Origin of the sequence: Streptomyces antarcticus, assembly GCF_026627255.1 — a bacterium.
GTDB classification, from domain to species: domain Bacteria; phylum Actinomycetota; class Actinomycetes; order Streptomycetales; family Streptomycetaceae; genus Streptomyces; species Streptomyces antarcticus.
In genome coordinates, this window is the sequence record NZ_JAPNLM010000040.1 from 21,567 (window position 1) to 45,087 (window position 23,521).

The window sequence follows — 23,521 nt, forward strand, 5'->3', positions numbered from 1 at the left end:
TTGCGTCTTAAAGTTATTAATGCGGTATCTCGCCACTCGTACGGGGACAATCCTGTACCCTTGGCCGGCTTCATTGCGCTGTTACGTTAAACAATTGGCGAGAATTACCCCGGAGAAGAACGCGATCGGTCGGATTCCGTCAGTGCCGCGGTACGGGAATCATCGGCAGCTCGCTGGGCTGGGGGATGCCCGCGGGGACCTCGCGCACCGTGACGCCCGGGGCGGGGACCAGCCGCCAGCGGCCGGCGACGCTCGCCACGGCGGTCAGGATCTCGGCCACCGCGAACGAGTCGCCGATGCACTTGTGCTGGCCGGCCCCGAACGGGACGTACTTGTGGTCGCGCGCCCGCTCGCCCCCGTCCTCGTGCCAGCGGTCCGGGTCGAAGACGGTCGGGTCACGGTAGAGCGCGGGGTCGCGGTGCAACGCGTAGGGGCTGTAGCCCAGTTCGGCTCCGGCGGGGATGGAGACGCCGCCGAGGGTGAGGGGGACCAGGGACCGCCGGGTGAACAGCAGCGGTGAGTGCAGGCGCAGCGCCTCCTGGAAGACGTTGTTGGTGTACGTCAGCCGGCAGAGGTCGGCCGGGCGGACCGGGCCCCGGCCCACCACCGCGTCGACTTCGGCGTGCAGGCGCTTCTCCACCTCGGGGTGGCGGCCGAGTTCGTGGAAGATCCAGGCCAGGGTGGTCGCCGAGGTCTCCGTACCGGCGAACATGATGGCGATCACCTCGTCCCGTACCTGCTCGGGTTCCATGGCCGCGCCGGTCTCCGCGTCGGTGCCGGACAGCAGCAGGGACAGCAGGTCGCTGCGGTCCTGTCCTTCGGCGCGGTACTGGGCGATCACCTGGTCGATGATCGCGCGCAGTCGTGCGGCGGCCGCGTCGAAGCGCCGGTTGAGCGGGATGGGCAGCCGGTCCAGGGACTTGGGCATGACGGCGCGGGCGAGCATGCCCTCCAGGACGATGGGCAGCGAGCGGTGTACCTCCGCGACGGCGGGGCGGCTCAGGTCCCCCGAGAAGATCATCTCGGCGACCGAGGACAGGGCGTACCGGCGGGTCTCGGTGACCATGGAGACTTCGCGGCCCGCCGTCCACGAGGCGGACATCGTCTCCGCCTGGCGGCTCATCGCCTCGGCGTACCGGGCGATGTGGCTGCGGTGGAAGGCCGGCTGGATCATCCGGCGCTGCTTGCGGTGGAACTCGCCGTCGGTGGTGACGATGCCGTTGCCGAACATCGGGCGGAGCCGGTCGAAGACCCTGCCGCGGCCGAACTTCTGGGCCTGCTGGACCAGTACGGTGTGGACGTGTTCGGGGCTGGTGAGGACGTGGACGGGCCACGTGCCGATCTCGAGCCGTACGACGCCGCCGTGGTCCCGCAGGGACTCCAGGAACGCGATCGGCTGCCGCCACAGGTGCAGTGCGTGGCCCAGGAGCGGTAACCGCCCCGGGGCCAGGGGGGCTTGGACCGCCGGGCCGGGCTGCTGCGGGTGCGCCATGGTCGGACTCCCTGTCATGCCACGGAGACCAGGTCCGGGCGGGTGTACGCGGACTCCAGCCCGGCCGCGAACCGTTCGTCGCTGTACCGCGTGCACTCGTAACGCTGCCACAGATCCGCGCCGATCATCCAGTCTTCGTAACTGCGCACGCAGCGGGTGACGGCGGCGCGGACCGACGGGTCCGTCTCGCCGAGGGCGTCCAGGGCCTGGGACAGGCGTCGTTCTCCGGCCAGATATTCCTCGATGCGGGTCTGGATGCGGCCCTCGACGGTGCGGACCGCGTCGGCGAGCGAGCACTTCTCCCAGAAGGAGATGAGGGAGACGAGGTTGTTGTTGTCGCCGCAGGCGTGCTCCTTCGGCAGCGAGAACACGTCGTTTCCCCAGGAGATGACGTCCACGGCGCTCGCGATGAGCGCCTGGAATTCGGGGAGGTCGTGGATGTGCTGCGGCACCTCGAGGCCGAGCCCGGCCTCCACCATGTCCATCATCGGCAGCAGCTGGGAGCTGTGGCGGCGCATGAGGACGTAGTCCTGGACGGCTGGGCGCCCCGCGCCGCCGCCCGCGCCGCGGTTGCCCGCCTCCTGGTCCAGGGAGTTCAGCATGAGGGGGACGTGGGCCCGGTAGCGGGCCGCGGTCAGGGCGGTCATGCCGTCCAGGATGCGGTCGCACAGGTCGGTGAACCCGCTCACCAGCGGATTGCGGCGGGCCGGTGCGCTGGAGGTCCGTCCCGTGCGCAGGTGCTCGGTGATCGCGGCGGTGACGGGCTCCCAGGCCGCGACGTCCCCCGTGCGGATGAGGTGGTCGTGCTGGTCGTCGAGGACGAACGACCAGGCCATCCACTCGGCGAGCAACACCACGGTCTCGTAGGGGACTTCACCGCTCACGCGGCCCGCGAGGTGGCCGAAGCCGATTCCCGCGAACTGCTCCACGGCGTCGGTGACGAGTTCGTGCCGCACCACCCAGGACGTGGCTTCGGCGTTCGCCCGGGCGGCCTGCGGGTGCTTGGAGTTCCCGAACGGAAGGTGGAAATCAGGAACGGAGAAAGAGTCGGGCCGGGTCATTGATCCCCCCATAAAAGAATCTGATGTGCCAATACCCGCTCAATCTACAATCGTGATCGTCCCGAGCCGGAAGCACCTCTCTGCTGCGGCATCATCACGGCGGCACGCTGACGCCGCCGGAAGGAAGCGGTCATGGAGTGACCGGATCCCGCCGACACGCGACCACATCCGGCCAGCTGCGAAGTAATTAACTCTCAGAGCGCAGCGGGCTGTCAATGTAGGGCGAGGGATGATACTTAATTCATCCCGAAAATACCGAAAGTGTATTCGTTTCGAATACGCGGATGGCATATTCAGCGCACTGAGGGGTGCGCGGGGGCCGCGGGAGGGCGCACCCGTCCGCCCGGCCTCCTCACATCCCGGGTGCCCCGCGGCGGCCGGGGAGCGGGAGGCGGGCGTATGGCCGAAGAACGCCCTGGGGGTGGCGGAGGCTGCCTAGACTGCCTGGGGACACGGCCGTCCGGGGAGGGGTGGGACATGACCGAGAGCCATCCGGCGGACCCGGGGGACGCCGGGGAGACCGACGTCCTGGGCCCGTACCTGGAGGTCCTGCGGGCGCGCCTGGGCGGTGAGCGGTTCGCGCTGCTCATCCGCGCGGTGGAGACCACCTGCAGACTGCTGGGGGACGGCCACCAGGCCGTGCTGGAGCTGCCCGGGGACGGCGAACTCGCCCCCGACCTGCAGCGCGAGTACCTGTCCCTGATGGCGGTGATGATCACCGGTCACCTCGACCACCGGCTGGTCGAGGTCACCTCGCCCGACGGCGGCAAGGGCTGGGCGGTCGTGGAGAACGCCGTCGCCCCCTCCCCGGCGCGCGGGGCCGACCGGGAGTGGATCGACACGGAACTCGACGGCATCGTGCGCGCGAGCGGCTCCACGGCGCCCTGAGGCGCCGGCTCGCCCCGGATGCGTGCGCTCCCCGGGCCCGTACGTCCTGGGCTCCGCGCCCGCACCGGGCTGCGTACACACCGGGCTGCGCGCGCCCTGGGGGGTGTCGTCGAAGTCGTTCCGTACGCCCGCAGGGCAGGAACGAGTGGGACGACCCCCTAGGCATGTTCCAGGGCTTCGGTGAAGGCCGCGTGGGCCGCCGCGTCGAAGAGCACGAAGCGGACCTCCTCCACCGGCGCGGCCGCGGCCGCGCGGGCGGTTTCGACCGCGATGCGGGCCCCGTCGTCCATGGGCCAGCCGTAGACGCCGGTGGAGATGGCGGGGAAGGCGACCGTACGGGCCCCCAGTTCGGCGGCGACGCGCAGGGATTCCCGGTAGCAGGAGGCCAGCAGGCCGCTGCGGTCCTCCTCGCGGGACCAGACCGGTCCCACCGTGTGGATCACCCAGCGGGCGGGGAGGCGGCCCGCCGTGGTGGCGACCGCGCGGCCGGTCGGCAGGCCCTTGCCGTAGTGCGAGGCGCGCAGGGCGCGGCAGGCGTCCAGGATCTCCGGGCCGCCGCGGCGGTGGATGGCTCCGTCCACTCCCCCGCCGCCGAGCAGGGAGGAGTTCGCGGCGTTGACCAGCGCGTCCGCCGGTTCGGCGGTGATGTCTCCCTGGACGAGGGTGATGCGGGCCATGGGGTTCCTTCCGTACGCGGCCGCCGGCCCTCTGCGGGGCGGCGCGGGCCGTTCCAGGCTAGTGCTGTGGCCGGAGGGGTTTGCCGGGTCGTGGTGTCCGGTGCGGTGCGTCGCGAGGCAAAGGGCCACGCCCCGTACTGGAGGTACCGGTGTGGTCCGACGACGCGGCGGGCGTGCGTGCCGGGCGCCGCACGGCGGGAACGAGTGGGACGACGCCCCCTTGGGGGGCGGCGCCGAAGCCGGCGGGGCGCTCCCCCGCCGGGGGGGCGGGCTGCCTGTCGACACCCCGGGCCGGCCGGGGGAGGATGGGGACGACGGCCGTTTCGCGGCCACCCGGCCCCCGCCCCGGCCGCCTGCCGGCATCCGCCGCCCGGACCGAGGGCGCGGGCCCCGCGGGAGGACCGCACCGCAGCGGTGCGGCCGCGCCTTCCGCCGCCGTTCTTTCCCTTGTCTCCCCTTCCGGGAGGAACACATGACGAACCGACGCGTACGCCTCTCCTTGCTCACTTCCCTCATGGCCGGCTCGCTGCTCGCCGCGCCCGCCGCCTTCGCGTGGGGCCCGGCGGCCGCCGCGCCCACCGCCACCTGTTCCATCTCCGGTGTCCTGCCCGGCGGCACGGTGCACCTCTCCGGCGGCGGTTTCACGCCGGGTACCGCGTTCCTGTCCTCGCCGACCGCCGCGGGCGGCTCGTTCACCATCGGTGCCGACGGCGGGTTCCAGATGGCGAACGTGGAGAACGGAAGCTACACGGTGTCGCAGGGCAACGACCGCACCCAGTGCAGCGGCTTCAAGGAGACGGAGAAGACGGACGGGACGGACAAGACCGAGCAGGAGGACGGTCACGAAGAGAACAACCAGAAGCACGAGAACCAGAAGCACGACCAGCAGAACCAGCAGAACAACCAGCACCAGGACCAGAACGACGAGGACGACAGCCGTTGAGGCCGGCTCAGCCCGATGCCGGCGGGAAGCGGCGGACCACCTCGACGGTGAGGTTGTCGTGGACCGTGAAGTAGGGGGACACGGCCAGTTCCGTGCCGCCCTGCGGGTCCTGGGCCAGGACCCGGGCCCGGCGCGCCGTGCGGTCCAGGTCGGGGGCGTGCATGCGGCCGAGCCGTACCCGGCGGGTCACGCCGTCGGCCCGTACGTCCATGAACGCGTCCCAGGTGCCCGGTCCGATGGGGGCGCCCCCGTCCACCGCGGCGAGGTTCATCTCGGTGCGGAAGCCGGCCGTCTCCAGGCCCTCCCCCAGGTCCGGTGAGGCGACGGGGACGGCTTCGGCGGTGTGCTCGCGGCCGCTGTCGCGTTCACGGAGCACCAGTTCGCCGGCCGCCGGTCCCGCGCCCAGTGTTTCCACGTAGGCGTGGCCGGTCAGCACGATCCGGCTGCCCTTCCAGGTCATCGTCGCCAGGTGGTGCCGGGCCCGGAGCTTGGCCGTGACGTCGAAGAGGACGTCGGGCAGGCCCGCGGCCGTGTCCCGGAACAGCGGGAAGCACCGGTAGACCCTGCCGTTCTCGGCCAGGTCCGCCGGCGGTTCCTCCGCCGGGTCGTACTCCATCAGCCGCTCGAAGGCGCCCGGCGGGCAGCTGACGAACGCGTACAGCCGGATCCAGTCGATCCGGGGCAGTTCCTCGCCCATGTCGGGGGTCCAGTACGCCTGGACGAGCGCCCGGCCGCGGGCGTAGACCTCGTCGGTGAACGCCGGGTGGTCGTGGCGGGCGGTCACCGCCGGGCTCAGGGCCGTGCGGATCAGGCTGCGGAAGTGGCGGCCGATCATGCGGCGGCGTCCGACGGGGTCCTGGACCCGGTCGGCGACGAGCGCCATGACGCGTTCGATGTGCCGGACCGTCTCGTTCGCCGAACGGGTGCGGGAGGTGATGTTCTGGCCGTCCTCGCGGCGGCGCAGGAAGTAGCAGTCGTAGTCGCCGACCACGGAGATCTTGCGGGCGGCGAGGTAGACGGCGGTGACGAAGACCTGGTCCTCGCCGTACCAGAGGTCGTCGGGGTAGCGGATGTGCCCGTCCTCGATGATCTCGCGCCGGATGAGCTTGGCGCTGTGCAGGGAGCGGTAGACCTCCGAGGTGTAGAGGTCGGCTTCCGGGGCGTGGCGGTGGGCCTTCTCCGAGACGGTCCGGCCGAGGCCGACCTGCCGGGCGAGGACGATGTCGCTGTTCTGGGTGTCGGCCATGTGCAGGAGCCGCTCGAGGGCTTCGGGGCCGAGGTAGTCGTCGGCGTCGAGGGCGAAGGCGTACCGGCCGCGGGCCATGTCCAGTGCCCGGTTGCGGGGGCCGCCGGGGCCTCCGGAGTTCGCCTGGTGCACCACCTGGATCTGGGGGTGGAGGGAGGCGTACCGGTCGAGCTCCGCGCCGCTGCCGTCCGTGGAGCCGTCGTCGACCGCGATGACCTCGATCCGGTCCAGGCCCAGGGTCTGGCCCACGACCGAGTCCAGGCACTCGGTCAGGTAGGGCATCGCGTTGTAGACGGCGATGATCACGGATATGTCGGGTTCACGTTCGCGGGACATGCAGGAGATTATGAATGCCGCCCGGGGGCGTCCGGTCGGCCGGGTGCCGGGGCGGCGGGTACGCGGTGGGCTCCGGGCCGGTCCCCCGGCCGGCCGGTGATCACGCCGTGGCGCGGTGGGCGGCCCGGTGCGGGAGGGGTGGGGTTGCGGCGCGCGCGGGCCCTGCGCGGGGTGGGCGGGGGCGGCCGGGGTCAGGGCCGTTTCGGTGCCCTGTGTCCGGCCCGCCGGGCTCGCGGCCGGCGCGGACCGGGGTGGTGTCGCGGGCGGGGGCGGGGGCGGGGTGGTGGTGTGCGGGGGGCTTGAGAGGTGGTGGAGGATCGGTCGAACCGACCGGCCCCGGGGGCGCTACCGCCCGTATAGTCGCCCTGACTTGACGATTTGATGACCCGTTCCCGAAGAATCGATGACCGGGATACTCCGCGGACGGACGAGCAGGGGGACACCCGATGGAGACCGCACGCCTTGCCTCGCTCATCGCCGCGACCGTCTCGATGGGACTGGTGAGCGGCTTGTTCTACGGCTTCGCCGTCTCTGTGATGCCCGGGCTGAAGCGCACGGACGACCGTACGGTGATCGAGGTGATGCAGCGCATCAACGTGGCCATCCTCAACGGGTGGTTCGTGCTGGGCTACATCGGCGCTTTCCTGTTCACCGCTCTGGCGCTGGCCCTGCACATCCCCTCGGACGGACGCGAGGTGCTGCCGCCGCTGATCGCGGCGCTGGTCTGCTACGTGGTCTCGATGGGTGTGACGAACAAGGTGAACATCCCCCTGAACAACGCGCTGGAGAAGGCCGGCCCGGTCGCGCGGATCGGTGACCCGGGTGCGGTGCGCCGGGCTTTCGAGGGGCCCTGGGCGCGTGCCAATGTCTGGCGGACCCTGCTGTGCACGGCGTCGGTCGGCTTCCTGGCGTGGGCCCTGGTCCTGCACGGCCGGGCGGGCTGAGGGGCGGCGGGTGCGCGGGGCGCCGGACGTACGGTGTCCCCCGGTCCGGGTGGGCCGGGGGACGCCGCGGTGGTGCCTGTGGGGGCTCGGGGGCCTGGCGGGGTCGGCCGGGTGTCAGCGGGTGGCGCGGCCGTACAGGATCAGGGCGCGGGACAGGGCGGTGAGGGCCACCGTGCACAGCAGGGTGCGGACGATGTTGGTGGAGACCCAGGTGCCCTTGAACTTGTCGACGACGGAGAAGTCCGTCATCTTCGCGGCGTCGCCGGCGTCGGCGAGTTCGTTGTTGAGGGGGATGTTCACGGAGAAGGTGATCATCAGGACGACGAGGTAGGCCGCGGCGGCCGCCGCGACCCAGATCGCCACGCCGCGGCGTCCTTTGCGGAACTCGACGACCGCCGAGGCGGCGCAGGCCAGCAGGGCAATGACGAATGCCATGCCGAAGAGGCCGTTGCCGTCGATGGCCTTGTTGAAGGCCTGCATGGCGGTGACGTAGGTGCGCTCGTCGCCCGCCGCGAGTCCCGGCATGACCGAGACGTCGAAGGCGAAGAAGAGGCCCGCCATCAGGCCCACCAGGACCGTGGAGACCAGGAGGAGCGCGGTGGCCGCCTTGCCGCGCGGCGCGGCGGTCGCCGGCGCGGACGGCTGGGGCGGGGCGTGGTGGCCCGGAGGGGCTGTGTAGGGGCTCGGGCCGCCGGCAGGGTGGTGCGGGGGGCTACCGGCCGGGTTGGTGTTCATGGGACATCCTCATCTGCGGTGGTGGGAGGACTGCGCGCCCTCGGCACGGACATCCGATCGTGACACTCCGCGGGATGCCCGGCCACGGGGTTCCACCGGCTCTCCAGGGGGCCTTGAGAGCCGGTGGCGCGATCTGTCCGTGCTGCGGATCCGCGGGGATCAGTAGCGGTAGTGGTCCGGCTTGTACGGGCCGCTCACGTCGACGCCGATGTACGCGGCCTGCTCGGGGCGCAGGGTGGTGAGGCGGACGCCGAGGGCGTCGAGGTGGAGGCGGGCGACCTTCTCGTCGAGGTGCTTGGGCAGCACGTAGACGCCGGTGGGGTACTCGGCGGGCTTGGTGTAGAGCTCGATCTGGGCCAGGGTCTGGTCGGCGAAGGAGTTCGACATGACGAAGGAGGGGTGGCCGGTCGCGTTGCCGAGGTTGAGCAGGCGGCCCTCGGAGAGCACGATGAGGACCTTGCCGTCGGGGAACTTCCAGGTGTGGACCTGGGGCTTGACCTCGTCCTTGACGATGCCGTCGATCTTGGCGAGGCCGGCCATGTCGATCTCGTTGTCGAAGTGGCCGATGTTTCCCACGATGGCCTGGTGCTTCATCTTGGCCATGTCGGAGGCCATGATGATGTCCTTGTTGCCGGTGGTCGTGATGAAGATGTCGGCCGTTTCGACGACGTCGTCGAGGGTGGCGACCTGGTAGCCGTCCATGGCCGCCTGGAGGGCGCAGATCGGGTCGATCTCGGTGACGATGACGCGGGCGCCCTGGCCGCGCAGTGATTCGGCGCTGCCCTTGCCGACGTCGCCGTAGCCGAAGACGACGGCGGTCTTGCCGCCGATGAGGACGTCGGTGGCGCGGTTGATGCCGTCGATGAGGGAGTGGCGGCAGCCGTACTTGTTGTCGAACTTGGACTTCGTGACGGCGTCGTTCACGTTGATGGCGGGGAAGAGGAGGGTGCCGTCGCGGTGCATCTCGTAGAGGCGGTGGACGCCGGTGGTGGTCTCCTCGGTGACGCCGCGGATGTCGGCGGCCAGGGCCGTCCAGTCGATGCCGGTCTTGCCCAGCAGGCCCAGGACGAGGGCCATTTCCTCGTTGTCTGCGGTGGAGGGGTCCGGGACGGCGCCGGCCTTCTGGTATTCGACGCCCTTGTGGACGAGGAGGGTGGCGTCGCCGCCGTCGTCGAGGATCATGTTGGGGCCGGTGTGGCCGGGCCAGGTCAGTGCCTGCTCGGTGCACCACCAGTACTCCTCGAGCGTCTCGCCCTTCCAGGCGAAGACGGGGATGCCCCGCGGTTCGTCCTGGGTGCCGTTCGGGCCGACGGCGACGGCGGCGGCCGCGTGGTCCTGGGTGGAGTAGATGTTGCACGAGACCCAGCGGACGTCGGCGCCGAGGGCGACGAGGGTCTCGATGAGCACGGCCGTCTGCACGGTCATGTGCAGGGAGCCGGTGATCCGGGCGCCGGCCAGGGGGCGGGCGGCCGCGTACTCGGCGCGGATCGACATCAGACCGGGCATCTCGTGCTCGGCCAGGGTGATCTCCTTGCGGCCGAAGTCCGCGAGCGAGAGGTCGGCGACCTTGAAGTCCATGGGATCTACTCCGTGATGGTGGTGGCTGGGTTCGGGCTGACGTTCAGGTTCTGATGGATCTCTAGAGTCGCGGTGGACTTGTTGAGGGTGATGTAGTGCAGGCCGGGTGCGCCCTCGGCGAGGAGGCGCTCCGACATGGCGGTCGCGTAGGCGACGCCGATGCGGTGGCCTTCGGCGGGGTCGTCCTTGGCCGCTTCGAGCCGGCGGGCGAGCGCGTCGGGGAAGCGGGCGTCGCTGAGTTCGGCGAAGCGGCGGATCTGGCGGAAGTCGGTGGCGGGCATGATCTCGGGGATGACCGGTGTCAGGCAGCCCACGGAGGCGAGCCGGTCGCGCAGGCGCAGGTAGTCCTCGGCGTGGAAGAACATCTGGGTGATGGCGTAGTCGGCGCCGGCCCGGCACTTGGCGGCGAAGTGGTGGATGTCCTGGCTCCAGGAGGGTGAGCGGGGGTGGCGTTCGGGGAAGGCGGCCACGCCCACCGTGAAGTCGCCCAGCCGGCGGATGAGGGTGACGAGTTCGTGGGCGTGGGTGAGGCCTTCGGGGTGGGCGGCCCACTGGCCCTTGGGGTCGCCGGGCGGGTCGCCGCGCAGGGCGAGGACGTCGCGGATGCCGGCGTCGGCGTACTGGCCGATGATGTGGCGCAGTTCGGTGACGGTGTGTCCGACGGCGGTGAGGTGGGCGACGGGGCGCAGGGTGGTCTCGGCGGCGATGCGCTTGGTGACCTCGACGGTGCGGTCGCGGGAGGAGCCGCCGGCGCCGTAGGTGACGGAGACGAAGGAGGGGGCGAACGGTTCGATGCGGCGGATCGCCGCCCACAGGGTCCGCTCGCCGGCGTCGGTCTTGGGCGGGAAGAACTCGAAGGAGAAGGTCTGCCGGCCCTGGGCCAGCAGCTCGCGGACGCCGAGGGTGGCGGGGGCGGAGGTGCGGGGGCGTTCGGCGGTGACGGCCACGGCTGCCGGCATGTCGGGCTCCTTTCCGGATCGCGGGGTTCAGCGTGCGTTGAAGTACTTGGCTTCGGGGTGGTGGATGACGATGGCGTCGGTGGACTGCTCGGGGTGGAGCTGGAACTCCTCGGAGAGGTGGACGCCGATGCGCTCCGGCTGGAGGAGTTCGGCGATCTTGGCGCGGTCCTCGAGGTCGGGGCAGGCGCCGTAGCCGAGGGAGAAGCGGGCGCCGCGGTATTTGAGGGCGAACATGTCCTCGACGTCGGAGGGGTCCTCGCCCGCGTAGCCGAGTTCGGAGCGGACGCGGGCGTGCCAGTACTCGGCCATGGCCTCGGCGAGCTGGACGGACAGGCCGTGCAGTTCGAGGTATTCGCGGTAGGCGTCGGCTTCGAAGAGTTTGGCGGTGGCCTCGCCGATGCGGTTGCCGACGGTGACGATCTGGAGGCCGACGACGTCGGTTTCGCCGGATTCCTCGGGGCGGAAGAAGTCGGCGAGGCACAGGCGGCGGCCGCGGCGCTGGCGCGGGAAGGTGAAGCGGGTCCGCTCGTTGCCGCGTTCGTCGAGGAGGATGAGGTCCTCGCCCTTGGAGACGCAGGGGAAGTAGCCGTAGACGACGGCGGCTTCGAGGAGGTTGTCGGTGTGGAGGCGGTCGAGGAGGCCGCGCAGGCGGGGGCGGCCGTCGCTTTCGACGAGTTCTTCGTAGGTGGGGCCGTTGCGGGCCTGTTTGAGGCCCCACTGCCCCTTGAAGAGGGCGCCTTCGTCGAGCCAGGAGGCGTAGTCCTTGAGCGGGATGCCCTTGACGGCGCGGGTGCCCCAGAACGGCGGGGTGGGAACGGGGTTGTCGACGGCGACGTCGGATCGGACGGAGCCGAGTTCGGCGATCTCCGCGGGTTCGGCGGGCCCGGTGTCGCGGCGGGCGACGCGGCGTTGCTTGAGGGGCGGCAGGGCGGCGCCGGGGACGCCGCGTTTGACTCCCATGAGGGCGTCCATGAGGCGTAGGCCCTCGAAGGCGTCGCGGGCGTAGCGGACTTCGCCCTCGTAGATCTCGTGGAGGTCCTGCTCGACGTAGGCGCGGGTGAGGGCGGCGCCGCCGAGGATGACCGGGTAGTCCGCGGCCAGCTTGCGCTGGTTCAGCTCCTGGAGGTTCTCCTTCATGATGACGGTGGATTTGACGAGGAGGCCGGACATGCCGATGACGTCGGCGCGGTGTTCGGTGGCGGCTTCGAGGATCGCGGAGACGGGCTGTTTGATGCCGATGTTCACGACGTTGTAGCCGTTGTTCGTCAGGATGATGTCGACGAGGTTCTTGCCGATGTCGTGGACGTCACCGCGGACGGTGGCCAGGACGATGGTGCCCTTGCCGTCCGCGTCGGTCTTCTCCATGTGCGGTTCCAGGTAGGCCACCGCCGTCTTCATCACCTCGGCGGACTGCAGCACGAACGGGAGCTGCATCTGGCCGGAGCCGAAGAGTTCGCCGACGACCTTCATGCCCTCCAGGAGGGTGTCGTTGACGATGGCCAGGGCGGGCCGGGTCTCCAGGGCCTCGTCGAGGTCGGCGCCCAGCCCGTTCTTCTCGCCGTCGATGATCCGGCGCTGGAGGCGCTCGTCGAGGGGCAGGGCGAGGAGTTCCTCGGCGCGGCCGGCCTTCAGCGACTTGGTGTTGACGCCCTCGAAGAGCGCCATCAGCTTCTGCAGCGGGTCGTAACCCTCGGCACGCCGGTCGTAGATCAGGTCCAGGGCGGTGGTGACCTGCTCCTCGTCGAACCGGGCGATCGGCAGGATCTTCGAGGCGTGCACGATCGCCGAGTCCAGGCCCGCCTTGACGCACTCGTCCAGGAACACCGAGTTCAGCAGGACACGGGCGGCCGGGTTCAGGCCGAAGGAGATGTTCGACAGGCCCAGCGTCGTCTGCACGTCGGGGTGGCGGCGCTTCAGCTCGCGGATCGCCTCGATCGTCGCGATGCCGTCCTTACGGGACTCCTCCTGACCCGTGCAGATCGTGAAGGTCAGGGTGTCGATGAGGATGTCGGACTCGCGGATGCCCCAGTTCCCCGTCAGGTCGGCGATGAGGCGCTGGGCGATGGCGACCTTGTGCTCGACGGTGCGGGCCTGGCCCTCCTCGTCGATGGTCAGCGCGATCAGCGCGGCGCCGTGTTCGCGCGCCAGCTCGGTCACCTTCGCGAAGCGGGACTCCGGACCGTCGCCGTCCTCGTAGTTGACCGAGTTGATCACCGCCCGGCCGCCGAGCTTCTCCAGGCCTGCCTGGAGGACGGGGACCTCGGTGGAGTCCAGGACGATCGGCAGGGTCGAGGCCGTGGCGAACCGCCCGGCCAGCTCCCGCATGTCCGCGACGCCGTCGCGGCCGACGTAGTCGATGCACAGGTCGAGCATGTGGGCGCCTTCGCGGATCTGGTCACGGGCCATCTCCACACAGTCGTCCCAGCGCGCCTCCAGCATCGCGTCGCGGAACTTCTTCGACCCGTTGGCGTTCGTCCGCTCACCGATCGCCATGTACGCGGTGTCCTGCCGGAACGGCACCGTCTGGTACAGCGAGGCCGCGCCCGGCTCCGGCTGGGGGCTGCGCGGGGTGATCTCCGTACCCCGGACCCGTTCGACGACCTGGCGCAGGTGTTCCGGGGTGGTGCCGCAGCAGCCGCCGACCAGCGACAGCCCGTACTCCCGCACGAACGTCTCCTGCGCGTCCGCCAGCTCCGAGGCCGACAGCGGATAATGCGCGCCGTCCTTCGTCAGCACCGGCAGGCCCGCGTTGGGCATGCAGGAGATCGGGATACGCGCGTTGCGCGCCAGGTAGCGCAGATGCTCGCTCATCTCCGCGGGACCAGTGGCGCAGTTCAGGCCGATCATGTCGATGCCCAGCGGCTCCAGCGCCGTCAGCGCCGCACCGATCTCCGAGCCCAGCAGCATCGTCCCGGTCGTCTCCACCGTCACCGAGCAGATCAGCGGCACCGACACGCCCAGAGCGGCCATCGCCCGGTGCGCACCGATCACCGAGGACTTCGTCTGCAGCAGGTCCTGGGTCGTCTCCACCAGCAGCGCGTCCGCACCGCCCGAGATCAGGCCCTCCGCGTTGATCTGATAGGCGTCACGGATCTGCGCGTAGGTGATGTGGCCCAGCGTCGGCAGCTTGGTGCCCGGACCCATCGAGCCCAGCACCCACCGCTGCCGCCCGCTCGAAACGGTGAACTCGTCCGCGACCTCACGGGCGATCCGCGCACCCGCCTCAGACAGCTCGAAGTTCCGCTCCGCAATGTCGTACTCCGCCAGCGCCGCGTAGTTCGCACCGAACGTGTTCGTCTCGACGCAGTCCACACCCACCGAGAAATACGCCTCGTGGACCGTCCGCACGATGTCCGGACGCGTCGCGTTCAGAACCTCGTTACAGCCCTCCAGCTGCTGGAAGTCCTCCAGCGACGGATCCTGCTCCTGGAGCATCGTCCCCATCGCACCGTCCGCGACCACCACGCGGGTGGCCAGCGCCTCTCGGAGGGCATCGGCCCGGGTCTGCGCGTTCGACGTCATGCCCGCTGTCCCAGCTTCGGTTCGAGCAGTGCGGCCGGCCGCTCCCCGTACACCGTGCGGACGGTGTCCAGGAGCCGGCCGGGCTCGATCTCGTAGGCCTGGGAACCGACGGCGGCCAGGGCCAGGGCGGATATCGCGCAGCCGAGCTGGGCGGCGGTCTCCAGCGGCAGCCCCCAGCTGACGGCGGCCAGGAATCCGGAGCGGAAGGCGTCGCCGACGCCGGTGGGGTCCTCGACGCGGGCGTCGGGGACGGCGGCGACGGTGAGGGACGTCTCGCCCTCGGCGTCGATGCGGACGCCCTGCGCGCCCAGGGTGGTGATCCAGGTGCCGACGCGGCCCAGGACCTCGGTGCGGCTCCACCCGGTGCGCTCCAGGAGCAGTGCGGACTCGTACTCGTTGGTGAAGAGCCAGCGGGCGCCGGTGACCAGGTTGCGTACCTCCTCGCCGGTGAGGCGGGCGAGCTGCTGCGAGGGGTCGGCGGCGAAGGGGATGCCCAGTTCCCGGGCCTGTTCGGTGTGGCGGACCATCGCGCCCGGGTCGTTGGGCGAGACGAGGACCAGGTCGAGGGGGGTGCGGGCGTGCAGGGCGCGCAGGTCGATGCGGGCGGACTCGGCCATCGCGCCCGCGTAGAAGGAGGCGATCTGGTTGGTGTCCCGGTCGGTCATGCACATGAAGCGGGCGGTCTGGTGCTCGGTGGAGACGTGCACCGCGCCGGTGTCGACGCCGTGTTCCTTGAGCCAGACCTCGTATTCGGCGAAGTCGGGGCCCACGGCGCCCGCGAGGACGGGCTCCAGGCGCAGGCCGCCGAGACCGTAGGCGATGTTGGCCGCGACTCCGCCCCGCCGCACCTCGAGGGTGTCGACGAGGAAGGACAGCGAGACGTGTTCCAGCTGGTCGGGGAGCAGCTGGTCGACGAACCGGCCCGGGAAGGCCATGAGGTGATCTGTGGCGATGGATCCGGTCACCGCGATACGCACGTGGACTCCTGTGAGCTGGACTGATGTCGGCGGGGCGGAGTGGAGCGGGGCAGCGTGGAGCAGAGTGGAGCGGGCCGGGGCCGCGGGGCGGGCCGGCGTCAGGCGCTGGCGGCGGTCCTGAGGCGTTCGGCGCGGTCGGTGCGCTCCCAGGTGAAGTCGGGGAGTTCGCGGCCGAAGTGGCCGTAGGCGGCGGTCTGGGCGTAGATCGGGCGGAGCAGGTCGAGGTCGCGGATGATCGCGGCGGGGCGGAGGTCGAAGACCTCGGTGATGGCCCGCTCGATGTGCTCGGTGGGCACGGTGTGGGTGCCGAAGGTCTCGACGAACAGGCCGACCGGTTCGGCCTTGCCGATGGCGTAGGCGACCTGGACCTCGCAGCGGGTGGCGAGACCGGCGGCGACGACGTTCTTGGCGACCCAGCGCATCGCGTAGGCGGCGGAGCGGTCGACCTTGGAGGGGTCCTTGCCGGAGAAGGCGCCGCCGCCGTGGCGGGCCATGCCGCCGTAGGTGTCGATGATGATCTTGCGGCCGGTGAGGCCGGCGTCGCCCATCGGGCCGCCGATCTCGAAGCGGCCGGTCGGGTTCACCAGCAGGCGGTAGCCCTCGGTCTCCAGCTTGATGCCGTCCTCCGCGAGGCGGCGCAGCGTGTGTTCGACGACGATCTCCCGGATGTCCGGGGTCAGCAGCGCGTCCAGGTCGATGTCGGCGGCGTGCTGCGTGGAGACGACGACGGTGTCCAGGCGGACGGCCCGGTCGCCGTCGTACTCGATGGTGACCTGGGTCTTGCCGTCGGGGCGCAGGTAGGGGACGGTACCGTCCTTGCGGACCTCGGAGAGGCGGCGGGCGAGCCGGTGCGCGAGGTGGATGGGGAGCGGCATGAGTTCGGGGGTCTCGTCGCAGGCGTAGCCGAACATCAGACCCTGGTCGCCGGCGCCCTGCTGGTCGAGGGCGTCGCTCTCCTCGTCGCCTTCGGTGCCTTCGACGCGCTTCTCGTAGGCGGTGTCGACGCCCTGCGCGATGTCCGGGGACTGCGCGCCGATGGACACCGACACGCCACAGGAGGCGCCGTCGAAGCCCTTGGTGGAGGAGTCGTAGCCGATCTCGAGGATCTTGGCGCGGACGAGCTGGGCGATGGGCGCGTAGGCCTTGGTGGTGACCTCGCCGGCTATGTGGACGAGACCGGTGGTGATGAGGGTCTCCACGGCCACCCGGGAGGTCGGGTCCTCGGTGAGGAGCGCGTCGAGGATCGTGTCGCTGATCTGGTCGGCGATCTTGTCGGGGTGGCCCTCGGTCACGGACTCCGAGGTGAACAGGCGGCGGGACATGTCACTCCTGGTGGTTGGTGGACGGGTCGTCGGGGTGGGCGGGGTGGTCGGGTCGGGCAGGTCGGGCGGGTTGTCGGTCAGGGCCGGGCGGTGGCGGCCGCGGCCGCGGCCGTCTCCGGGGCCAGGGCCGGGACCGGGGCCGGGGCCCGGACCGGATCGGGTCCGCCGGCGGTGGCGGGGGTGGCGGCGCCGGTCACGACGAGGGGCGGGTGCCGGCCGTGCGAGGCGATGCGTTCGGCGACTTCGCAGGCGAGGGTGCCGGCGCCGGTGAACCCGACGGGCGGCAGCGGTTCGCCGCGGGCCAGGGCGGGCCGGAGCGCGGCCGACGCGGTCCGCACGTCGGCGGGGGGCCGCAGGGTGGCCGGCGCCTGCGGGCCCGGGTGGGCCACGGCGAGCGCGTCGGGGCAGCCGGGGGGTGCCTCGGGCGGCGGGAGCAGGCAGACCGTGCCGGCCCCGGCGCGGGCGGCGGCGCGCAGGACGCGCGGCGTACGGGCCGCGGGCCGGGTGGCGCGGAGTGCGGGGCCGGCGCCGCCGAGGAGGGCCAGGGCGTCGCCGACGGCGGCGGGTTCCCGTGCGGCGGAGGGCAGTTCGCGCAGTATGCGGGCGGTCTGGGCGAGGGTCTCGTCGGCGTCGGCGCCGGCGCCGGCGCCGGTGACGCGGGCCCGGTCGTGGACGGCGGTGAGGACGAGTCCGCCGCCGGCGTCGTGGTGCGCCGTGACGGCGAACGGCAGCGTGGTGTGCGCGGCGAGGGCCTCGGCGGGTCCGACGCGTACGCCTCCGGCGGCGAGCCCGGCGTGGACGGGGTCGCCGTCGGGCCGGGCGGGTGCGTGGGCTTCGAAGGCGGTGAGGGAGTCGGGGACGGCGGTGCCGCCTGCCGGGCCGCCTGCCGGGCCGCCTGCGGCGGGGCTCTGGGGGGAGACTCCGGCGGTGCCCGCGGCGGGGGCGGGCCCTCGGCCTCCGGAATCCGGGACCGGGCCGGTGCCCGCGGCGGGGCCGGGCACCGGCTCCGGGGACAGCGGTCCGTGCCAGCGCCAGTGGAGCTGTTCCGCGTGCGGTCCGGCGCCGGGGCGGGTCATCGCGTCCAGTGGTGCGTGGCGTTGATGGGGGGCGGCGGGCAGTGCGGGGTGCGGTCCGGGGCCTGTGGGGCGGCGGCGGGCGGGGTGCGGCGGGTGTTCCGCGGTGCGCGGCCGGGGGTGTCCGGCGGCGGCGCCGGTCAGCAGGTCGGACAGGTGGCCCGCGGGGAAGGGCGGCGGGGGCAGGGTGAGGGTGTGGTGGTACGGGGTGTGCCGGTGCAGGGTCGGTGTGCACGGCGGGAGGGTGGCGGGGGCGGCCCTGAGCGCGGCGGGGGTGAGGGTGCCGTGGAGGTCCAGGGAGGGCGGGGGGCCGGGGGTGACGACCACGGTCATGGCCACGGTGGCGGCCATCGCTTCCCTCCTCTTCCCTTTCGGTGTCCGGGGCTGGGGCTGTGGGCTTCTTGTGGGCTGGGGCTTGTGGGCTACGCGTTGTGGGTTGGGGTTTGCGGGGCTGCCCGGCGGGGGCTGCCCCGTGTGGGCTGAGGCTGTGTGGGCTGAGGCTGTGGGCTGCCCCGTGTGGGCTACCCGGTGTGGGGCCCCGCGTGGGCTGCCCGTGTGGGCTGCCCGTGTGGGCTGAGGCTGTGGGCTGCCCGGTGTGGGCTAGGGCTTGTGGGCTGCGCGTTGTGGGCTCGTGGGCTGGGGCTTGCGGGCTGGGGCTCGTGGGTTTGTGGTGGTGTCCTCGGGTGTCGGCGGGGACGGCTGCCGCCGCGCGTGCGCCCCGGTGTCCCCGATGATCGCGTCCGGTGCCCGAGGACGGCCGGAAACCCGCTTGAGGACTGGTCCAACGCTGCGGCGGCGCGCGGGGTTCGGGGCGGGCGGGGCGGGGCCTGGCCTGGCCTGCCTCCTGGGGTCGTGGTGCGGAGCGGAAGGGCTGTGCGCTGGTGCTCAAACTCATGCGGGGACTCGTGGGGGACACGGCCGGACATGGTCTGTTGTCGAGGATCCTTCCGTTCGTTCCTCGGCTCGTCCTTGAGCGCGCGTCGAGCGGGGGCGGGCCCCTCCCCCGCCCCCGCCGGCCCGCCCGCCGGTCCCCCGGCCGGCTGCCGTCGCGGCCGCGGGCGCGGTCAGCGGATGCGGAAGTTCGCCATCATGCCCATCGCCGAGTGGTCCAGCAGATGGCAGTGGTAGACGTAGGTCCCGCGGTAGGTGTCGAAGGTGGCGTGCAGTTTGACGCTCTCGCCGGGGAAGAGGCGCACGGTGTCCTTCGGCCCGGATTCGGCCGGTCCCGCGGGGGCGCCGTTGCGTTCCAGGACGCGGAACTGGACGAGGTGCATGTGGAAGTTGTGCGGGGCGAGCTTGTTGGTGTTGGTGACGGTCCAGATCTCCGAGCTGCCGTGCGCGACGGTCTGGTCGATGCGCTGGTAGTCCCACACCTGGCCGTCCATGAACCCCCGCGGCTCCTGGCGGCCGTCCTCGTCCATGCTCAGGACGATGTTGCGCTGGACGGTGGCCGGGCGCAGGGCCGGCAGGGTCCGCAGGTGGCCCGGTATCCGGCTGGGGTCGGGGGCGGTGCGTACGACGTCGAAGCGCAGGACCTTGCCGACCTGGTCGGGTGTGCCGGGGCCCAGGGTGTTCTCCAGGACGATCTTCGTGCCGACCGGGTAGCGGGAGAAGTCGATGATCACGTCGGCGCGTTCGGCCGGGGACAGGCCGACGGTGTCGGTGGTGAAGGGGCGCTCGAGGAGCCCGCCGTCGGTGCCGATCTGGGTGAGGGGGCCGCCGTCGGCGAGGCGGAGCTGGAAGAAGCGCATGTTGGAGGAGTTCAGGAGGCGGAAGCGGTACTTGCGGGCGGCGACCTCGAAGTAGGGGCTCGGGCGGCCGTTGGCGAGGACGGTGGTGCGGCCGAAGACGTCGTCCATGACGTAGACGAGCTGTCCGCTCTCGTCGAAGCGGGCGTCGCGCAGGGCGATGGGGACCTCGTACTGGCCGGCCGGCAGCGGCAGGGACCGGTCGGTGTCGTCGGAGAGGAGGTAGGTCGCGGACAGGCCGCGGAAGACGTGTTCGGACTCCATGTGGTGGGCGTGGTCGTGGAACCAGAGGCCGGCGCCATCCTGCTGGTTGGGGTAGGTGTAGGTGCGCGAGGTGTTGGGCGCGAAGGTGTCCATCGGGCCGCCGTCGTTCTCGGGTGAGACGTTGCCGCCGTGCAGGTGGACCGAGACGGGCATGGTGAGGGTGTTGCGGTGACGGATGACGACCTTGCGGCCGCTGCGGGCGCGCAGGACCGGTCCGGGGAAGTGGCCGTCGTAGGTGAGGACCTTGGTCTGTGCTCCGGGGAGGATCTCCCGGGCCACTTCCTTGATGGTGACGGCGTACGTGTCCTGGCCGCCCAGGGTGGATATCGGGGCGAGGACCGGGGTGAGGGGCATGCGTACGGTGAACGGCGGCGGGACGGTGACCGGTTTCGTCCCGGAGGGGGCGGGGGCGGGGGCGGTGGCCTGCGCGGAGCGGGTGCTGAGCAGCGGCGTCAGCCCGCCGGTGGTGAGCAGACCCGCGCCGGTCGCGGCGATGGCGCCGCTGAGCAGGCTGCGTCTGGTGACCATGGGGTGTCCTCCTGGGAAGGGGTGGGATGGGTGCGCGCGGGCGCCCGGGGCGGGCCGGCGCCGCGGGCGGCCGGCGGTGGACGGCTCCACGCGGGTGTCGCGCCGCGAGTGCACCAGACGCGGCTTGCGCAGCGCTCGAGGCGGGATGGTGTGCGCGGGCCCGGCGTTGCGCGGGCCTTGCGGGGGCTGGGCAACGCTCCTCGTGCGTACGTACGACCGCGTACGCGCGACTCGCGCCGCCCCCGGGCGGTGCTGGGGAGGCTGCCGTGGACCTGCACGACCTGCACGATTTACGCGACTGGCTGCCGCGCGCGCTGGGGGTGGCGGAGCGGTGGGGCGGGCAGTTCGGCCCGTACGAGTCCCATGAGGCGCACCGGGTGCGGCCGGAGGCGTTCACCGAGGCCTTCGACCGTCTGGCGAAGCGGATGGACCACAACTATCCGTTCTTTCACCCGCGTTACGCCGGACAGATGGTCAAGCCGCCGCATCCGGCGGCCGTCACCGGCTATCTCACCGCGATGCTGTTCAACCCGAACAACCATGCCGCCGAGGGCGGGCCCGCGACCACGGAGATGGAGCGGGAGGCGGTCGCGGAGCTGGCCGGCATGTTCGGTCTCGCGTCGCACGTCGGGCACCTGACGACGAGCGGCACGATGGCGAACCTGGAGGCCCTGTACGTGGCCCGGCAGCTGCACCCGGACCGGGGTGTCGCCTACAGCTCCGAGTGCCACTACACGCACGAGCGGATGTGCCATGTGCTGGGCATGGAGGGCCACCGGATCCCGGCGGACGCCCGCGGCCGGATCGACCTGGGCGCGCTGGAGGGTGCGCTGCGGGGCGGGCGGATCGGCACGGTGGTGGTCACCACCGGCACGACGGGGCTGGGGGCGGTGGACCCGGTGCACGAGGTGCTGGCGCTGGCGCGCCGGTACGGGGCGCGGGTGCACGTCGACGCGGCTTACGGGGGGTTCTACGCGATCCTGGGCCGGGCGGGTGCCGACGGCCTGGACGCGGCCCCGTGGCGGGCGATCGCCGAGTGCGACTCGGTGGTGGTGGACCCGCACAAACAGGGGTTGCAGCCCTACGGCTGCGGGGCGGTGCTGTTTCCCGATCCGCGGGCCGGGCGGCACTTCGCGCACGATTCGCCGTACACGTACTTCACCGATGCGGAGCTGCACCTGGGCGAGATCAGCCTGGAGTGCTCGCGGGCGGGTGCGGCGGCGGCCGGGCTGTGGCTGACGCTGCAGCTGCTGCCGCTGACGGTGGACGGCTTCGGGCGGATCCTGGCCGCGAACCGGCGGGCCGCGCTGCGGTGGGCGGACCTGCTGGAGGCCTCGGAGTCGCTGGAGCTGTACCAGCGGCCGGACCTGGACATCGTGACGTACTTCCCGGTGACGGCCGGCGGTTCGCTGTCCGCGATCGACGCGGCCTCGGACCGGCTGCTGCGCGACGGGATGACGGCGGAGTCGGATCCGGTGTTCCTGAGCGTGCTGCGGGCGGACGCGGACGCGTTCGCGGCGCGGCATCCGGATGTGGTGCGGGACGCGGAGGCGGCGCGGGTGGTGCGCAGTGTCCTGATCAAGCCGGAGTCGGAGCACTACCTGCCGGTGCTGCACGCCCGGGTGGCGGAGCTGGCCGCGCTGGGCGCGCTGGGCGGTACGCCGGCCTGAGCCTGTCCCGGTTCCCGGTTCCTGGGCCGGCTCCCCTGTCCCGCCCCCCGTCGCGGATACCTCCCGTCGCGATACTCCCGTCGCGATACTCCCGCCCCGTTACCTCCCGGCCGTCGTCTCTTCCGGCTTCCGGCTTCCGTTCCCGACTCCTGTCCCGGCACCCCTGGCTTTCCCCCGTTCCGCGCCCTGTTCTCCCCCGCTCCCCCTGGACTCCCCTCGCCCCCGCTCCCCTTGTCCGTTTCCGTTCCGCTTTCCCTTTGCCGTCTCTCGCCCTGTGACCCGGAGGTCCTGCCTTGTCCCCGACCGCGCCGCCCCCGACGCCGACCGACCCGCCCGCCGCGAGCCGGCTGGGCCGGGAGGACGTCACCCGCCTGTGCGCCCTTCTCGCGTCCTCCTTCCAGGAGGACGCGCTGACCCGCTGGATGATCCCCGACGAGCACCGCAGAGCCGAGCTGCTGCCGGGGTTCTTCCGGGTGTTCGTCGAACTGTCCGCCTCCTACGACGGGGTCCTCACCAGCCCCGACGGCGATGCGGTGCTGCTGTTCCTGCCGCCCGGCGCGGAGCCCGACGAGGCCGCCCTGGACGCGGCGTTCGCCGCGTCCCTGGGCGGGTACGTGGAGGGGCTGCGGACCATCGCCGCCCTCCAGGCGCAGGCCCACCCGCACGACCCGCACTACTACGTCTCGTTCGGGGCGGTCCGCGCCGGCCGCCAGCAGTCCGGTCTGATGTCCGGGCTGCTGGGCGTGATGGCGGCCCGTGCGGACGCCGAGGGTGTCGGCCTGTACACCGAGGCCAGCTCGCCGGGTGGTGAGGCCGCGACCCTGCGGGCCGGTTTCGGCCGGCTGGGCGGGGACCTTGCCCTGCCCGGCGGCGGGCCCGTTCTTCGACCGATGTGGAGGGATCCCCGATGAGGGGCGACGACCTGATCCGGTCCTGGACCACCGGCGAGGTGGCCCGGGGCGAAGTCCCGGCCGACGCCCTGGGCCCGCTGTTACAGGTGCTGCTGTGGAGCCGGGACTTCCTGGTGTCCAGCCACCCCGAGCTGGGCCGCACCGGCCCGGTGTGCCCGTACACCCAGCCCTCGCTGCGCAAGGAGCTGTTCCATCTGGCGCTGCCGTCCGCGGACTGCGACAACCTGGCGCTGGCGGTCGACTCGCTGCGGACCCGCCACGCGGCGTTGTCGGAGCCCTTGTCGCCGGAGGACCGCGAGCTGCTGACGATCCTGCTGGTCCTGCCGGGTTTCGATCCGACGGACTCGGTGGAGCTGGACGAGCTGCAGCGCAAGGCGAAGGACGAGTTCGTCGCGGAGGGGCTGATGATCGGCCAGTTCCATCCGGTGTGTGAGGAGCCGGGCCTGTACAACGAGGCGTTCCGGCCGCTGCGGGCGCCGCTGCCGCTGCTGGCGGTCCGCAAGCTGCTGGTGTTCGACCTCCCGTTCCTGGTGGGTGACGACTCGCATCTGGACCACTACCTGCAGCGTTTCGCTCCGGGGATCCCCTCGCGGATCCGGGACCAGCTGGTGAGCCGGGTGGTGGCGGTCTGACCGCTCCCCCGGCCC

At 71.9% G+C, this 23,521-nt stretch carries 18 protein-coding genes; 6 read left to right on the top strand and 12 right to left on the bottom strand.

Annotated features, from left to right (window positions below):
• Window positions 1–139 precede the first annotated feature (139 nt).
• Together OTB16_RS35555 and OTB16_RS35560 are read right to left on the bottom strand one after the other, a co-directional pair.
• A complete protein-coding gene (locus tag OTB16_RS35555) occupies window positions 140–1,492 on the bottom strand; it encodes a cytochrome P450 (protein WP_267726593.1) in 1,353 nt (450 codons plus the stop codon).
• Between the two features lie 14 nt (window positions 1,493–1,506).
• On the bottom strand, window positions 1,507–2,553 hold the full coding sequence (locus OTB16_RS35560) for a terpene synthase family protein (RefSeq protein ID WP_267726595.1): 1,047 nt from the start codon (window positions 2,551–2,553) through the stop codon (window positions 1,507–1,509).
• A gap of 477 nt (window positions 2,554–3,030) precedes the next feature.
• Between OTB16_RS35560 and OTB16_RS35565 the strand changes: the two genes are divergently transcribed.
• A complete protein-coding gene (locus OTB16_RS35565; protein ID WP_267726596.1) occupies window positions 3,031–3,441 on the top strand; it encodes a hypothetical protein in 411 nt (136 codons plus the stop codon).
• A 158-nt stretch (window positions 3,442–3,599) separates the two neighbouring features.
• Here OTB16_RS35565 and OTB16_RS35570 read toward each other — a convergent pair whose 3' ends face one another.
• Window positions 3,600–4,118 carry an O-acetyl-ADP-ribose deacetylase gene (locus tag OTB16_RS35570; protein WP_267726597.1) on the bottom strand — a complete coding sequence of 173 codons (519 nt, stop codon included), beginning with the start codon at window positions 4,116–4,118 and terminating at the stop codon, window positions 3,600–3,602.
• Window positions 4,119–4,590: 472 nt separating this feature from the next.
• On the opposite strand from OTB16_RS35570, the gene OTB16_RS35575 reads away from it, so the two are divergent.
• Entirely contained in the window at window positions 4,591–5,061 is a 471-nt protein-coding gene (locus OTB16_RS35575; protein ID WP_267726599.1) for a hypothetical protein, read from the top strand.
• Window positions 5,062–5,068: 7 nt separating this feature from the next.
• On the opposite strand, the gene OTB16_RS35580 is transcribed toward OTB16_RS35575, so the two are convergent.
• Window positions 5,069–6,643, bottom strand: a complete 1,575-nt coding sequence (locus OTB16_RS35580) for a glycosyltransferase family 2 protein (RefSeq protein ID WP_267726600.1) — start codon at window positions 6,641–6,643, stop codon at window positions 5,069–5,071.
• A gap of 446 nt (window positions 6,644–7,089) precedes the next feature.
• Between OTB16_RS35580 and OTB16_RS35585 the strand changes: the two genes are divergently transcribed.
• Window positions 7,090–7,587, top strand: a complete 498-nt coding sequence (locus tag OTB16_RS35585) for an anthrone oxygenase family protein (protein ID WP_267726602.1) — start codon at window positions 7,090–7,092, stop codon at window positions 7,585–7,587.
• 114 nt (window positions 7,588–7,701) lie between these two features.
• On the opposite strand, the gene OTB16_RS35590 is transcribed toward OTB16_RS35585, so the two are convergent.
• The 8 genes from OTB16_RS35590 to OTB16_RS35625 form a co-directional block, all read right to left on the bottom strand.
• Entirely contained in the window at window positions 7,702–8,322 is a 621-nt protein-coding gene (locus tag OTB16_RS35590) for an anthrone oxygenase family protein (protein ID WP_267726605.1), read from the bottom strand.
• Between the two features lie 159 nt (window positions 8,323–8,481).
• Window positions 8,482–9,900, bottom strand: coding sequence for an adenosylhomocysteinase (gene ahcY, locus OTB16_RS35595; RefSeq protein WP_267726607.1), 1,419 nt, complete (start codon window positions 9,898–9,900; stop codon window positions 8,482–8,484).
• 5 nt (window positions 9,901–9,905) lie between these two features.
• Window positions 9,906–10,859, bottom strand: a complete 954-nt coding sequence (metF, locus tag OTB16_RS35600; protein WP_267726609.1) for a methylenetetrahydrofolate reductase [NAD(P)H] — start codon at window positions 10,857–10,859, stop codon at window positions 9,906–9,908.
• A gap of 27 nt (window positions 10,860–10,886) precedes the next feature.
• Window positions 10,887–14,381: a methionine synthase gene (metH, locus tag OTB16_RS35605; RefSeq protein WP_267726611.1), complete on the bottom strand. Its 3,495-nt coding sequence runs from the start codon at window positions 14,379–14,381 to the stop codon at window positions 10,887–10,889.
• Complete coding sequence (locus OTB16_RS35610) at window positions 14,378–15,358, bottom strand: carbohydrate kinase family protein (RefSeq protein ID WP_267726613.1); 981 nt, start codon at window positions 15,356–15,358, stop codon at window positions 14,378–14,380. The genes metH and OTB16_RS35610 overlap by 4 nt, the downstream gene beginning before the upstream one ends.
• A gap of 98 nt (window positions 15,359–15,456) precedes the next feature.
• On the bottom strand, window positions 15,457–16,680 hold the full coding sequence (gene metK, locus OTB16_RS35615) for a methionine adenosyltransferase (RefSeq protein ID WP_267726615.1): 1,224 nt from the start codon (window positions 16,678–16,680) through the stop codon (window positions 15,457–15,459).
• 77 nt (window positions 16,681–16,757) lie between these two features.
• Window positions 16,758–18,104: a hypothetical protein gene (locus OTB16_RS35620; RefSeq protein WP_267726617.1), complete on the bottom strand. Its 1,347-nt coding sequence runs from the start codon at window positions 18,102–18,104 to the stop codon at window positions 16,758–16,760.
• 713 nt (window positions 18,105–18,817) lie between these two features.
• On the bottom strand, window positions 18,818–20,293 hold the full coding sequence (locus OTB16_RS35625; RefSeq protein WP_267726619.1) for a multicopper oxidase family protein: 1,476 nt from the start codon (window positions 20,291–20,293) through the stop codon (window positions 18,818–18,820).
• A 266-nt stretch (window positions 20,294–20,559) separates the two neighbouring features.
• Here OTB16_RS35625 and OTB16_RS35630 point away from each other — a divergent pair, with 266 nt between their 5' ends.
• The 3 genes from OTB16_RS35630 to OTB16_RS35640 all read left to right on the top strand — a co-directional run bounded on the left by OTB16_RS35630 (window position 20,560) and on the right by OTB16_RS35640 (window position 23,506).
• The gene (locus OTB16_RS35630; RefSeq protein ID WP_420717869.1) at window positions 20,560–21,963 is read left to right on the top strand and encodes a pyridoxal phosphate-dependent decarboxylase family protein; all 1,404 of its coding nucleotides are present in this window, start codon (window positions 20,560–20,562) and stop codon (window positions 21,961–21,963) included.
• Between the two features lie 293 nt (window positions 21,964–22,256).
• Window positions 22,257–22,874 (top strand): hypothetical protein, encoded by a 618-nt coding sequence (locus OTB16_RS35635; protein ID WP_267726621.1) that lies wholly within the window; start codon window positions 22,257–22,259, stop codon window positions 22,872–22,874.
• Window positions 22,871–23,506 (top strand): DUF6875 domain-containing protein, encoded by a 636-nt coding sequence (locus tag OTB16_RS35640; protein WP_267726623.1) that lies wholly within the window; start codon window positions 22,871–22,873, stop codon window positions 23,504–23,506. The genes OTB16_RS35635 and OTB16_RS35640 overlap by 4 nt, the downstream gene beginning before the upstream one ends.
• Window positions 23,507–23,521 lie beyond the last annotated feature (15 nt).